The 14,421-nt window shown below is 44.3% G+C and carries 9 protein-coding genes and 2 pseudogenes; 8 read left to right on the top strand and 3 right to left on the bottom strand.

Annotation, left to right across the window (positions count from 1 at the left end; genetic code table 11):
- A partial coding sequence (locus F451_RS0118740; protein WP_026291884.1) for a hypothetical protein occupies positions 1-191 on the bottom strand: 191 nt, incomplete at its 3' end.
- A gap of 294 nt (positions 192-485) precedes the next feature.
- Here F451_RS0118740 and F451_RS0118735 point away from each other — a divergent pair.
- Complete coding sequence (locus F451_RS0118735; protein ID WP_020682948.1) at positions 486-767, top strand: ISAs1 family transposase; 282 nt, start codon at positions 486-488, stop codon at positions 765-767.
- Between the two features lie 69 nt (positions 768-836).
- A complete protein-coding gene (locus F451_RS28640; protein ID WP_276202609.1) occupies positions 837-971 on the top strand; it encodes a hypothetical protein in 135 nt (44 codons plus the stop codon).
- Between the two features lie 51 nt (positions 972-1,022).
- On the opposite strand, the gene F451_RS0118725 is transcribed toward F451_RS28640, so the two are convergent.
- Complete coding sequence (locus F451_RS0118725) at positions 1,023-3,020, bottom strand: DNA cytosine methyltransferase (protein WP_020682946.1); 1,998 nt, start codon at positions 3,018-3,020, stop codon at positions 1,023-1,025.
- 86 nt (positions 3,021-3,106) lie between these two features.
- Between F451_RS0118725 and F451_RS0118720 the strand changes: the two genes are divergently transcribed.
- Positions 3,107-3,586, top strand: coding sequence for a very short patch repair endonuclease (locus F451_RS0118720; protein ID WP_020682945.1), 480 nt, complete (start codon positions 3,107-3,109; stop codon positions 3,584-3,586).
- Positions 3,587-3,621: 35 nt separating this feature from the next.
- Here F451_RS0118720 and F451_RS28480 read toward each other — a convergent pair.
- A pseudogene (locus F451_RS28480) lies at positions 3,622-4,094 on the bottom strand (IS256 family transposase); the annotation flags it as partial.
- A 129-nt stretch (positions 4,095-4,223) separates the two neighbouring features.
- Here F451_RS28480 and F451_RS26015 point away from each other — a divergent pair.
- The 5 genes and pseudogenes from F451_RS26015 to F451_RS0118695 all read left to right on the top strand — a co-directional run.
- Positions 4,224-4,958: pseudogene (locus tag F451_RS26015) on the top strand (DUF6339 family protein); the annotation flags it as partial.
- A 634-nt stretch (positions 4,959-5,592) separates the two neighbouring features.
- Positions 5,593-8,751, top strand: coding sequence for a helicase-related protein (locus tag F451_RS26010; RefSeq protein WP_040880182.1), 3,159 nt, complete (start codon positions 5,593-5,595; stop codon positions 8,749-8,751).
- 2 nt (positions 8,752-8,753) lie between these two features.
- Complete coding sequence (gene drmB / locus F451_RS26005) at positions 8,754-10,556, top strand: DUF1998 domain-containing protein (protein ID WP_040880180.1); 1,803 nt, start codon at positions 8,754-8,756, stop codon at positions 10,554-10,556.
- A 9-nt stretch (positions 10,557-10,565) separates the two neighbouring features.
- On the top strand, positions 10,566-11,930 hold the full coding sequence (locus tag F451_RS0118700; RefSeq protein ID WP_020682940.1) for a UvrD-helicase domain-containing protein: 1,365 nt from the start codon (positions 10,566-10,568) through the stop codon (positions 11,928-11,930).
- Positions 11,923-13,569 carry a hypothetical protein gene (locus F451_RS0118695; RefSeq protein ID WP_156826554.1) on the top strand — a complete coding sequence of 549 codons (1,647 nt, stop codon included), beginning with the start codon at positions 11,923-11,925 and terminating at the stop codon, positions 13,567-13,569. Before F451_RS0118700 ends, F451_RS0118695 begins: the two co-directional genes overlap by 8 nt.
- Positions 13,570-14,421: the final 852 nt, after the last annotated feature.

Below are 14,421 nucleotides of genomic sequence, written 5' to 3'. Positions count from 1 at the left end.
TTGGAGCAATCGAGCAGCATTCGTTTGTGCTCGTCCATTTCGTCGGCTTGTAGGTCGAGGATCCGGGCCAGGCTCAGGTCGAAGGGACGTAGGCGCAGCGCCCAGGTGCGAAACTGGCCGATATGGTCGACTTCGAGGTCAATGGCTCGCAACAGCGACTGCTCAAAGGGCCGGGAGCTGGAGTGTGGCATGGGGCGAAGCCTCCTTTTCAACTGACGTCTTGACCCGAGCGGGCTTGTTATTGGTATCCGTCCTGCGGGAAGGGGCGTTCGCGTGGCGATCTGATCGCACACGTGTTCCTTCCGTTGCAGTAGGAAAATAGTTATAGGAGACATATCATCCGATCGCCACATTGCGGTGCAGCAAGAATGAAGGGTCGCTGAATCGGCAAAATTGGAAGAAGTTGGTGCAAGATGTTGAATATTTGGAGACTTTGGCCACCTGAGAGTAATCGCCACAAGGAGTGGAAATTTCCACGCTGGTCCATGCATCTCAAAGACCCGCGTCAATCCGCCAAGTGCCCCCACGCCTTGGGCGAAGTCGTTTTCATGACCACCTGCGCCCTGTTGTGCGGTGCCGATGATTGGAACGCCATCGAGTTTTTCGCGCACGAACGTGAGAACTGGTTTCGCCAGTATTTGCAGCTAGCCGGTGGCATTCCATTACACGACACTTATAACCGGGTGTTCTCCCTGCTCGGCCCTGTGCAATTTCGGGAGCTTTTCAACACTTGGGTCCAATATGTCCTGATCGATACACCGCTGTAAGGCGTCGTGGCGATTGATGGCATAACCGTACGCGGCTCCCGAGCCCGGCAGGGCTATGCAGCCGAGAATTTGGCGACTGCCCGTCAGATTGCGCTGAACCTGCTCAAGCAAGACACCACTGAAAAGCTGGGGGTTAAAAGCAAGCGCAAGGACTGCGGCTGGAGTGACCGTGACCTGTTCCACCTTCTCGGGTTGATCAAATAGTGTTCGTACGTTTGCCCTGTTGATGGTACCGACTTCAATCTGAGGTTCGACTTATTTATTTAACATGCTCCATACATTAAATACTATTCCTGCAATTTCGTTTGCGAGCCTTGGAGGAACGGCATTCCCAACCTGTACGTATTGCTGCATCCGGCTACCTTCAAAAAAATAGTCGTCTGGGAATGTCTGAATGCGAGCTGCTTCTCGTACAGTCAAACTTCGGCATTGACCTGGGTCGGGATGAATATAGTAGTGGCCATCCTTCGCAATATGACTGGTTATTGTACTGGCCGGATGCTCGGAGCGCTGTACTTTGAAACGATCAATGAATGATTTTCTATTTTTGTGTGCAGGTAGGAGTCCGACTTTTTCAAGTTCGTCCAAATTTATCTGATCTCGTGCAGAATCGTCGTAATTTACCTTAGTCAATCGACTAGCGATAGCATAGCTGGTTGCAAATAAGTACCGACCAAGGTCGGTATCCATATGTCCTCTAGGCTCATGGTTTAACGTCTTGTTAAACTTCCAAGTTTTTTTGTACCAATCAGCAAGGTTACAATCACTTTTTAATTTTTCTGGAGCGTATATCCAGTTGTATTTTCTGGATGTGTTTGATACTTCATTGTTGGCAATTGAGTGTTGTGCTTGCTCTAGTGTTTCATGAACCCACCCATACAAACCTTTTTTATCTGCAAAAAGATCTGAATGTGGTCTCCCTTTTATTTCCGATACGCGATCTATCAGGTTTTTTATCTGATTCTGTGTCGCATTCAGCCATTTATTATAATTTTCAGGGTCTTTTTTGACTGATATTGGGCGAGACCTTTCGATAGTGAAATACCCAGTCAAGTGGCTATACTTTGGTGGGAGGTCTCCAATTGCATTGAATACACATGGACTGGTTTTTTGGGGCTCCAGTTTTATTGAAGAAAGCAAATAATCCAGATTTTCCTCATTCACAAGGTCTTTGCGGATACCAAGAATAATAACGCGTTCCCGGTGTTGAGGAACCCCATAGTTAGAAGCCTTAAGAATAAAACTTGCAGGGTTAATGCCATCGAGCTCATCTTCTTTTCCCGTGTAATGACAGTTTTTTGCGTTAACAAGGGAGCAGACGATGTACTTTTTGTCGGATGTCGGAATATACCCAGTTCTAGAGTGGTTGGATATGGCTTCTTGTGGAGAATGCAAATCTTTTACAAGGCGTCGCCATACCATTTCTGATTGGCCGCTTTCGTCTTCTATCTTTGCTGACAAAATTCCACGTACATTCTCCATGACAAAAATTGCAGGTGAAATATGGTCTAGCATTTTCAAATATTCAATATACAACCAGCTCCTTGGGTCATCTTTCAGAGTCCACTTGCTACCAATTTCCTTGATGTTGTTTACTACGTTTCCCTTGGAACGTCTGACTCGGCCTACATTTGAATAGGCTTGGCAAGGTGGGCCGCCGATAAGTACAGTATGTCTAGATTCAGGGTGCTCTGACTTATGCATTTTAAGAAGATCACGCAGAGGCTTGAAAAGGACTGCTTCTTCATCTGACTGGGCACCAAGCTCTATTTTTCGAGCCTCCTGGATTGAGTACAAGAGTGCTCTGGCAATGGACCTGCGATCTTTTCTGTAACTCGGCAGAGAAGCGAATAAGTACCAAGACTGGCCGTAGAGGACGGAGAGGTTTCTCTCCATTTCAGTTATCAATTCATCAATGTTTTGATCAAGCAGGATGCTCATGAAACGCTCATCATCCGGGTCGAGGCTCAGTATTCTGCCGAGCAGAAGTGCAGGATGGGTTTTGTTCCCTTCGTCCTTGGCCTGAACATACTCGATGTAGAGCTCTGGAGGGACTGAGCGCTTCTCCTGATGAATAAACCAACGCAGGAATGCTCGCAACCTGAGTGTCGCGTGCGCAGAGTCTTCCTTTTCCGCAGACATGACTACCTTGAAAGGGTATTCGTCAGTGTCCTGAGTCGTGTAACAGGAGAAGCCTTCTGCGAGACCCCCGGGGCCTGCGAAGATATCGATAGTTGGAATGACCTGATGCAATCTAGTACCTGAATGATAAAAATGACCGGAACATGAGCCTGCTTGGTGCTCAGGATACCAGGATACCCAGTTGCAGGAAATGAGAAATGACAGACCTGATGTCCCGCGAAGCCCGGTCCCGGCTTATGTCAAAGATCGGCTCCAAGAATACCAAGCCTGAGATGACAGTCAGGCGGGCGCTGCATGCAAGAGGTTTCCGTTTTCGACTGCACGTCAAAAGACTCACTGGCAGTCCAGATCTGATGCTGCCCAAGTATAGAGCCGTGATCCTTGTGCATGGCTGCTTCTGGCACCGGCACAAAGGCTGCTCGATGTCATATACACCTAAAACCAGGCAGAGTGTATGGATGCAAAAGTTCGCCGCGAACGAGGAACGAGACCGCTTTGTCCGGAATGCCCTTCTGGCTGAAGGCTGGCGAGTCCTAACTGTATGGGAATGTGCTGTTCGTGCTCCTGAGAAGGATATTCAGGCCAATATCGAGAGAATTGCTGATTGGCTCACTTCTGGCAATAGCTGTGCCGAAGTGTCGAGGAATGGACTGAGTCAGGAGCCGGCGGAAGACTGACTCGATACACCGGTTGAATTTGCAAGACTGAGTTCTACGCCGACAGCCCACCAGAAAACACACCGGCTGTAACTCACGTCACTTTGGCACCAGTCCTAGTGCATATCGACCCGGTGCTGCTTCAATCAACTTCGTGTTGGCCGGCAAGCCAGTTGGACTGGTCACCGAACCATGCTGACAGCGCGTCCTAGTAGTCGCCGCTAGACACGCCGTTCGGTTACAGCCACGGCAGGAGTTCTTAGTCACTCCGAGCCTGCTTTAGGCAAGGCAACAAGGCGCTGGTGAGGCATACCCCAGAGCCGCTGCGATCCCGCACCTTCGGTACTTTGATCTCGACATTGTCGATGCAGGTCTGGACGTTACCCTCAAGCAAATAGCCATTGCGCACTACCGCCTGACGGCTATCCGGGAGTCGGTGCTGAGCGTGCTGATCCAAGAGCACCTGAAGCTTAGCCTCGACGGCTCGTGCGATCAGTTCAAGTGCCCAGATACAAAACATCTCGGTCAACGGATCGGCAGCCTGATCCTCTGGTTGTTAAAGAGCCCTCAAAGCATTGGAGCATGGATACCCCCATGTAGAGGGACTTGTTCGTATGTTCTCGCGCTGTACTCCTGAACTTTCTCGCTTAAGTTTCTTTCTGAGGCCAAGCTTTCTGAACTTAGAAATAACATTTCTGCTAACTTGGAACGTTATGCAAATGGAGACTTTCTTGATCTTGAGCATGACAATGGATGGTCAATTGAGACGGCAACTGTCTCTATTGACTATGATCTGCTTGCACAGCTTGACGGTACAAAACGTAGCGCTGGTGCTGATATCGAAAACTCTCTTTGCCTGTACAAAGCTCTGAGGGGAATGACCCCTGCCATGGCGCTGGAAGAACGCATATGGGTGCGCCTTACCCACATAGAGTGCCTTCGCTATGCTCGCGATAGGTGGCTGGCTGGAAGCTTGGAAGAACTAGATAAGCAAGTCCGCTTGCACATGTTTGCACCAGGCCTAACCTCTATCCGGGACGACAATGCCCTTTCCCGCCTTTGGTGGAATATGCATATTGCCAGCATAGCGGATCCCGCTGATCCGGAAGGTGCGTTGCGACTGATACTAAAGAGCGCTGATATTCGAAGTAACTTCGTCGAACGAACTGGGACTGCAACACGGAGGCCGCTTGCAAGGGCCTTAATCCGAGCTATGCGCGACGACCCTTGGATAACTTCGAGCGAGCGGGCATTTCGGGAATTCATGAAGGCTCTGAATAGAAATGGTGGCGGAGTTCTTAGTGAGGCCATTGACGATGCTAGAACCGACGAATTGATGAAAGAATGTTCTTCCCGCGCCCAAGCACATATGGAAGCAGTGCTGCCCAAGTGATTGGATGGATTTCAGCTTATAAGCGCCTCTCATTGGGGACTTTGGGGGGCGGCGCCGGTGCCGAAAACACGAAACAGCATTTGTTCCGCTGATGTAGATAGTCTGTGGTAAGCGCCAAGAGGTCACGTCTTGTCGTCGGCTGCCAGTTGTGCGGCAGCAACATCGTCAATGTCGCTTGCTTTTTGGATCGGCAGCCGGGTAAGCACTTCTTTCAATTATGCATAGGGTTCACATCCCTTTAGCTTGACGTTTGGCTTTTTGCAAAGAATTCGGTAATTCAACTTCCAGTAGTAGAATAGTCATGGGTCTATTATTAATATAATGAAAATCAATAAGTAGCGCGAACGCTATTTTTATGTCCAAATTTTTGATTAGAACATAGCCTGTGGTAAGGATGTGTTGTCGAAGTAGATGCTTCACATGACTCCGAATATTCCGAATATTCCGAATATTCCGAATATTCCGAATATTCCGAATATTCCGTTTTGTAATTCGGCAAATCCAACCACATTTACAAAACTATACAAAGTGTTAAACTGATACGTTAATGCTACCTTTATTATATTAGAGTTTTGGTGGCTGTAAATATGCAGATTTAGCATTGGCTTTGTTGGGTGTAACTAGGAAGATCAATATGGACGATAATAGGGAAAAGATCGTTGAATATTTAAACAAAGAGCTCGTCGGTCCTGCTGAAGGAGAACGAGAGGAAATACTCGACAAACCGCATAAACGATATTTGATGGGGGTTTTGTTCCCGAAAGCAGCAATCGAGGATGAGCATGACTCAAACACTCCAGAGGAAATAGATAACTCAGTTTCTCTTGCTTCTGAATTTAAACCTTCATCTATGGCATTATCATTTGCAGTCACAGCTGCATCAGTAGTGAAGATTAGTATTCGGTGCGGTATATACGAAGGCAAGTCTGGAAAACCTGAGGATGATTCGTCGAAAACTCATTGGAGAAGAACTCCTCTTGAAAAAATATTAACTTTTAACTGTAGTTTACAAGATGACTTCTCTGAGAGAATCTTCGAGGGAAGAGGTAAGTTTACTGTCATAAAACGTAACTGGAAGGATGGTTTTATTCTGACCGTTTCGTTTTCCAATGAGGCTTCGAGTGCCCAAGTTCTGAAAACAGAACAATGTTTGTATCAATCTTCTATATATTGTGAGACTGAATCAGGAAGGTTTGCAGAGTATCCGTCTACAGATCGTTTTCGATTCGATCAGGAGCAGCAAGAACTAGATCTGTTGTATCGTAAACGCATAAATTGGTCGGTTGGACATGGATGTTCCAGCGTTTGGGATCGAGATGGTGACGTGCCGGTATGGATTAAAAGTATCTCAATCCCAACGAGCGAAGTATATGGGTTTACCACAAATATTGATTTTGAAAAGTACCCAGAAGTTCCAAGCCACGTATTAAGCCTTCAGTGGCTGGCTAACGAGAATACAAAATTATATGATTTGACTTATGCTTTGAGAAAACTCTTGGGTGCATATAGTTCTTGGATTGAAAATATAGAAGGTGAAGGAGTATTGGACCGCCATCGAGACTCTAAAACTAGAGTGTTGAAACGACTGCACGAAACTGAGTCTAGAATACGTAGGGGTATTGATTCGCTTGAAAAGTATCCGAATGCGATGAACTCTTTTCGTTTGGCGAATCGTGTCATGTTGATGCAGATGGCTCACAGTGGAGAAGATTTTAGTGGATCGGTCCATGCGAGGAACACCCATACAATACATACCCCAGATTATTTTTCAGATAAATATGAAGAATATAGATGGCGACCTTTTCAGCTCGCTTTTATATTGCTAGTAATTGAGTCCTTAGTTTTCACGGACGCTGGTGATTATGTAGATAGTAGAGATATTGTTGATCTGCTTTGGTTTCCTACCGGCGGTGGAAAAACTGAAGCATATCTAGCCGTTGCTGCTTGGGAAATGATTTTCAGACGTCTAGAAGATGGTCCTAAAGGTGCGGGTACTGCGGTTATAAAACGCTATACATTACGACTTTTAACATCACAACAATTTCAGCGTGCCGGCACTATGATTTGTGCTCTAGAAATGGTGCGAAGAAATAACGAATCACTGCTTGGGAAAATACCTTATAGTCTAGGGCTTTGGGTGGGGCAAGATAGCGCTCCTAATAGGTTTACTTCTGGAAATACGGATAAGCCGGCAGCGCTGGAATTGTACAATTTTATGCGAGAGGAAGATAAACCTGAAAACCCCTTCCAGCTACAGCACTGTCCGTGGTGTGGTACAAAGTTGGTTCCTGATGAAAAAAGTTTGGATGATAGCGATTACGGAATCAGATGTTCCGAAGCGTCTTTTGAATTTTATTGTCCTACAGACTCTTGTTCCTATAATGAGCATCTGCCTATACAGGTAGTAGATGAGGCGTTATACAGAAATCCTCCGAGCATGTTAATAGGAACCGTTGATAAGTTTGCTCGTTTGGCTTGGATGTCAGAAACACGTGCATTTTTCGGTTTAGGTGTTCAGTACAATCCACCTAGCCTTATTATTCAAGATGAACTTCATTTGATATCAGGACCACTAGGCTCGATTGCCGGACTGTACGAAGCGGGAATAGATGCATTAATTAGGCAATTAGGTGGGCATGCAAAGGTAATCGCGGCTACTGCTACGATTCGGGCTGCGGACCAACAGAATCGCCGGTTGTTTGGACGAAAAGTTCAGATATTTCCTCCACCGGGTATAGATGAAAGCGACTCATTTTTCTCTTCGGAAGATAAGACGAAGCCTGGTAGGCTTTATCTGGGTGTCATGCCATCAGGGCACACTGGACAGACAGCTCTTGTTCAAACAGCGGCAGCAATGCTCCAGGCGCCAATTGAAAGCAGTATGTCTGGTAATGAACTAGATACTTGGTGGACATTACCGATATACCATAATAGTAGGCGCGAGCTTGGTAAAACAATGACGCTTGCGCGAGATGATATTCCTGCTCGAATAGAGGTGATTTCATCTAATAAAACGACTAAACGCGGATGTGAGGTAGTGGAGGAGCTATCCGCCAACGTAAGGGGGGCGAGAATACCAGAAGTGCTGGAAAAGCTGAAATTATCTGTTAAGGATAGAGGCGTTATTGATATTCTTCCATGTACAAACATGATATCTGTAGGTGTCGATATAAGCCGACTGGGTATAATGTTGATAAACGGCCAGCCAAAAACTACTGCTGAATACATTCAAGCTTCAAGTCGTGTCGGTCGTGATAAAAAACGGCCTCCAGCAATAATTGTAACCTTGTTCTCTCCTTCAAAGCCACGAGACAGATCACATTACGAGACTTTTTCGACATACCATCAAGCACTGTATAGACATGTCGAACCAACTAGCATAACACCTTGGGCAAAGCCTGCAAGGGAGCGTGCTTTACATGCTGCTCTTATTATTCTGGTAAGGCTTAGCGGATACCTTCTTGATAATGATATGGCCGGTCATTTTGATAAGAGTAATACTGACTTTCAATCTATTCTTGAAAATTTAAAAAGTCGTATTATGTCTGCATCAATTGACATGAGTCAACAAGAGCGAGATGACATAATAGAGCATATAGACGTTTTGGTAGATGATTGGCATTCCGCAGCTCTTGATGGATCTGTTAATCGTTTCGAAAGTGAAAAAAGTGGTCGGCAGTTTTATCCACTGATGAAGGTATTTGGTAAGGCCTCCAGCTCAGGTAAATGGGGTACTTTGAACTCTATGCGTAATGTTGATACAGAGACCGCACTTAAGGTAAAGGGAGAATAAATATGGCTGATCAAAGAAGTGTAAGAAGTTCGCAGCTTATATCGCCCTATGGTCCTGGTGCAATTGTTGATATTGGCGATGAATCCCTTCTGTTAACAGACTTAAAAGGGTGGCCTCGAAACCTTATAGATGTAAAACTTCCTCGATTGGCACGTGAGTTAGGAGTTACTTCATTAAAGTCACCTCCTGAAAAGCCTGAGTTTGGTCAAGATGTAGATTACAAGAGTGTAACGGCAATTCGTTTTCCTCGATGGATGTTTTGTCCAAGTTGTCGAAAAATGGAATACTGGAAAACTGAATCTGGACATATGGATGAGGGTCAGCCAGTTTGTTCTATTCTAAAATGCAGAAAAAGAGCTCTGGTACCAATGCGTTTCGTTATGGCTTGTCAGTCGGGCCACATGGGTGACGTTCCTTGGGATTATTGGGCACACTCAGGTAGTAACGGTAATAGAAAATGCCCGTCCAAAAAAAGTAATCTCTACTTCACGTCTAAGCCCGAGTTAGGAAGCGGCTTAGAGGCTCTTTTAGTTGAGTGTCGATATTGTAAGAGTTACCGAGACTTGGGCAACATTACCTCCCCAGATGCTATTCAGTCCATAGGCCTAAGGTGTACCGGTTCGCAACCGTGGGAAACTTGGGAGGAAGGCTGTCAAGAGTCGCCAGTAGTTTTGCAGCGCGGAGCAAGTAATTTATATTTCCCTGTTGTACGATCTGCATTGGATATTCCGGTGGTTGAAGCAAAACAGGAACATGGCGAGAAAAGCGCGGCGATTAGGTCCCATAATTTTTTTTCAGCATGCCAGAACTTATATGAGTCAAAGTCGGAGGATGCTGCCCGTTCGTTAGCCATAATAATAGCTGGAGATAACAATTGCACTGTCGATGACGTGTTCGAGGTACTAAAGCCTTTAGAGGAGCATAAAGGAAAGATTGGTGCACCACCTAGTGCAGAAGAGCTTCAGGAGGCTGAATGGAAAGTATTGGTATCCCCGGATGTTGAAACTTCCAGTAACCCTCAATTTTCTGCGCGAGTGGAAAGCAGTTTATCCGCGAATGACTATTGGAAGATCGCTGAAAAAATTGAGCGAGTAGTGCTTTTAGATAAATTGCGTGAGGTAAGGGCTTTCTGTGGTTATGAGCGAGTTAAGCCTACTAATGAATTGATTCCTCCAGCAGGCCAAAATGAAGATATTAAATGGTTGCCCGCAATAGAGGTCTTTGGAGAAGGTATATTTATCGAATTCTCCGATAGAGCACTAACAGCTTGGGAAAATAAGTCATCTCATTTTATTCAGTCTAGAATAGGTCTCTTGATCAAAAGGTATGGTGAAAATGATTTATCCTACCTTCCAGAGCCTAGTGCTAGGCTTGTTGTTTTACATACAATGGCACACTTACTAATTAGACAGCTAAGTTTTGAGTGTGGTTACTCTAGTGGCTCGATCCGTGAGCGAATATATGCTGCTGAAGGACAAGTCGGTATTTTAATTTATACAGCCGATTCCGATTCTGAAGGAAGTTTGGGAGGACTTGTTCAACAAGGAGAAGCGGCAAGATTGATGGCAACTTTCGCAGCTGCATTGGATCAAGCAAGTTGGTGCTCAAATGATCCTGTTTGTAGCGAAATGGAAACTCAGGGGGTTATGGGTCTAAACAAGGCCGCGTGTCATTCTTGCACTCTTGTATCAGAAACTAGCTGTGGGATGAATAACTTGCTTTTGGACCGAAAGTTACTTCTTGGCGATAGCAGTGGTAACGGCCTATTCTCTGACAGTCTTGCGATTATTAAGTCGGGTGTGTAGGAAACGATTATGAGAATGCCAAATACTAGGCAGATAACTGACGAGCAAGAAGAAATTTATATGGATGCGCCTATGGATGGCGCTATTATTGTTACTGGGCCACCAGGAACAGGAAAAACTGTCATAGCATTTCTTAGAGCGCAGGTATTAAAAAGAAAGAATCTCTCCGTTCAAGTTTTGATGTATAACAGGGTGTTGCAAAAATATACGAGTAATGTTGTTGATGACCAATCTAATGAGCTAGCGTCAAGTACCTTGTTGCGATGGTTTAAAAGTTGGTGGGTTCGGCATAAAATAGAAACCCCTTTGGAAGTAGGGGATAAAATATACCTAGATTGTCCTTATGAGAATAAAGACGAAGTTAAAAATATTGGCGCTCGGTGGGATAAAAATCACTATAATCCGAAGCGTCGTCGAAGAGGGCAGTGGTATGCTCCAATTGAGGCATATAATCGAAACACTACGGGCTTTTTGCCATGGATAGCAAAGGATTATGATGCACCAAAGATTGCACAATATCAGTATGACTGGCAACAGATTCTATTGCTTTCAGCAGAGTATTTCGCTGCCGGAAAGGCTTTCAATGACTGGGGGCATATAATAATTGATGAAGCACAAGACTTTCCAACAAGGATGTATAACTTTATACGCTTCGCAGCGGGAAGTATGAAGAATGGTGCGATTACAATATTGGCCGATGAAAATCAGCGATTGAGCGAAGACGAAAACTCTACAATTGATGATATAATTAAGGCGCTTTCGATTTCTAGTGAGCGACAGTTTTCTTTAACTGAAAATCATCGAAACACAAGGCCAATTGCAGAGTTGGCTGCATACTTCTATGTAGGTCTCAAGACAGGAAAACCGAAATTGCCTCATAGAAAAGGCGATAAACCAGAACTTGTAGCCACAACTGGACTAGATCAACAGGTCGAATACATTGTAAAGGTTTTAAAGTCAAAATCTGTTGGAGAGGTTGGTGTTTTTACACAGAACGACAGTTTAAGACGCATGTTTTTAAATAGGTTAGAGAAAAAGCTATCCGGTTTTTATCAAGTTCAGACCTATTCATCGAAAGATTCTGAAAGTAATAATATTGATAGGCTAACCTTTGATAAGTCAGCTACAGTGTCGATTTTAAACCGACATAGCTGTAAAGGTCTTGAGTTTGATTTTGTTTTTATACCGGAGCTACAGTCGATACTTATAGATGGAAGTAACCTCGACGCGTTCAAGATGAATATGTATGTGATGTGTTCACGTGCTAGGGAGGGGCTATATCTCTTGTACTCATCAAAGACTAACTGCCTCCCTGCTGTTATAGGTTGTTTACCAAACGAGTCATCTGGCCTGCTGGAATATAAGAATGGTTGATCAGCTTAAAATTAATGTGAGTAATAACGATAGTTTAAATGAGTCGAATATGTCGCATTATATTCTAACAGGTAGTAGAAATCTGCTGAGAATTTTGGATGTTGGTCTCATTGTCCCGGAACTTGTAGCAACTACAATTGATGGAAATATTTTTAAAATTTCACCAAGCGAGCTATCTAGTATCAAAAATATTGATGGTTATCCGAAAGTGCCAGTTTTATTGGAGATAAATGGTAATACGTGTGAAGATAATTACCTGCCGGTATCTTCGATTAAGGCAGTTCATTTTAACAACTCTGAAGCTGTTCATGATTTTACATCGAGAGGGTTTGAAAATTTACCGTTAGGTTTATTTTCTATTCTTGCCTCTCCCGATCTATTCATTGATGGATATAGTCTATCGAAGCCTGTGAGGCTGAGCAAGATTGATAGAGAGGGGCTTAAAGAACGTTACCGCCATATAGATGTATATGCTGGAGGTGTTTTCTGGCTTATTTCCAATGTTTCGACAGTGGCAAAACTAAAGGATCTATTTGAAAGGTTATCTAAAATCGTTAAGCCAGATCAAATTTGTGAGTTGCTACTAGACGAGTCGATAGGCATGTCTGGAGGTTCTGAGTCAGATTATTCATATGCTGCTTACAATTCATACTTGAATTTATTAGGAGAACACGATTTAGACGAGGGGTGGGTGAGGTTAGACTTGATTACCGAGTTAGAGAGCAGGCTGACTGAAGATACTAAATCCAGTGAAGTGATACGAGGATGGTTTGATTATAGTAAGAAGGTTATTTCTCACGAGCGAGAGTTACAAAAGCTGACAGATGAAAATCAAATAATATTGCGAGCTATTCTTCTACACCTTCTAAATCCTGATTTGGTTTCATTAAATCGAGTAGTTGAAAGTCCTTTAAAACATGGTGCTTTGGTTGTGAAGCTAGCTAAACTGCTTGCAGCTACAAGAATCGGTTTCGCTCCACTAACTGCCAAGGATAAAGAGGAGGCACCAGGAAGCTACTTCCTTATTAGTGATCTAATGGCTGCGGTTTTGAATGAAGCTCGTTTAGACAGTAGTTGTCTAGAGCTGAATTATATTGACGATGTAGAAAAGCCGTTCTGCCAGGTTGGTTGGAGAGGTTTTTCAATTGCTAATATTGCTATTGATGAGTCGAAATTTAATGCAGAGGAAATAGAAGAAAGTGTTGACGAGTACAAGCCGGGCCGAGCATCAATAGAAGATTTTGTCTTGGCAGCAAAATCTTTAGAAAAATTCGAGGAACCAATTTATTCCCAAGAGGGAATAAATTTAGTGTTGAAGAAACAATTCGCACAAGGGTTGCCTCGAAAGTGTATTTTCGAGTTGAGGCAGGTAAATCATTCAGGTAATTGGATGTTTTCAACTAGGCTGCTGGATCTATCGCTAAAATCTCACACAGCAAAGTTAACGATGAAGCGGCTTCAAGCTGTGTTAATATATCAAACCTCGCAGTCAAGTAACTTTCGTTTTGAGCTTCATCACAAGGTTTCCTTTAATGCATGTGTGGAAGTTGGCTCTAAAGAGCAAGCAATTACTGCTCTAATCGACGATGCTATTTCAAAACTAGTAGCGTCTCATTTGTGGATGAAAAAAACACTGTAGTATTTGTGTCTTGTTTTTTTGGGTTTTATGTTGATGGATACTTTTAAATGTTTGAAGCTTATGTTTCTTATTATTTGATAAGTTATTTAAATAATAGGACTTGGCTCGGTAGATATGATTAAAATTGGGTAAGTGGTATGTCAAAATTGATGATAGGCAAACCAATGAGACTGGTCGGCTTTAGAAAACCTCCACTGCGCGCTCGAATGCTGACAGGATGCCAAAGGTTACGCCACGACTTTATTATAGTTCCGCCAAAACGGCATTCGGTAATTCGGGTTTTAAGCGATTATAATATGGGCTATCGCAGTGTCGACTTTGATATTACTCAAGCCCCCATAAAATCCGAACTTACTTCCCCTTAAGGTTCGGCATGCTATGCTCGATGCTTTCTGTAGCAGACATTTCGTGCGCGAAATGCACACTGTGCAAGCCGTTAGTCGCGTTCTACTATCCAAGATAGTCATCGCGAAGACTCTTTATCGAGCTTTTGTTATTCGATATTTACTTGAATCAATTATCGGGTACCCCGAGGCGGTTGGCTTGGCCGCTTTCCAACTGTACGGTATGGATTAGCTGATCGGTAAAAATGGGCCACGTCATCTGGGTTGTGGCCAGCGGAGAGCATGTTGTACGCGGCTACCGGAAAGCGATAGTGAAGGCCATTCCCTTTCAATCGGTACAAGCTGTTTACGGTGTGTACCAAGGTAGTTTTGCCTTTTACTTCGTCAACGATCTTTTTGACCGGTGATGTGAGCTTAAATCTATCGGGCCGGTCTTCCGGCTCGCCCCAGATAAGCAGCTCGAGTGTCTGGCCACATTCGTCTTGGAGCTCGATCAGAGCCCACGCCG

The organism is Marinobacterium rhizophilum DSM 18822 (genome assembly GCF_000378045.1).
Lineage (GTDB): Bacteria > Pseudomonadota > Gammaproteobacteria > Pseudomonadales > Balneatricaceae > Marinobacterium_A > Marinobacterium_A rhizophilum.
This window is presented reverse-complemented; position numbering and strand designations above follow the sequence as displayed.

Bases quoted from the DNA above. Each gene is read 5' to 3' on its own strand.
- F451_RS0118735 (WP_020682948.1), top strand. From the start codon at position 486: ATGCATCTCAAAGACCCGCGTCAATCCGCCAAGTGCCCCCACGCCTTG.
- F451_RS0118720 (WP_020682945.1), top strand. From the start codon at position 3,107: ATGACAGACCTGATGTCCCGCGAAGCCCGGTCCCGGCTTATGTCAAAG.
- F451_RS26010 (WP_040880182.1), top strand. From the start codon at position 5,593: ATGGACGATAATAGGGAAAAGATCGTTGAATATTTAAACAAAGAGCTC.
- drmB (WP_040880180.1), top strand. From the start codon at position 8,754: ATGGCTGATCAAAGAAGTGTAAGAAGTTCGCAGCTTATATCGCCCTAT.
- F451_RS0118700 (WP_020682940.1), top strand. From the start codon at position 10,566: ATGAGAATGCCAAATACTAGGCAGATAACTGACGAGCAAGAAGAAATT.
- F451_RS0118695 (WP_156826554.1), top strand. From the start codon at position 11,923: ATGGTTGATCAGCTTAAAATTAATGTGAGTAATAACGATAGTTTAAAT.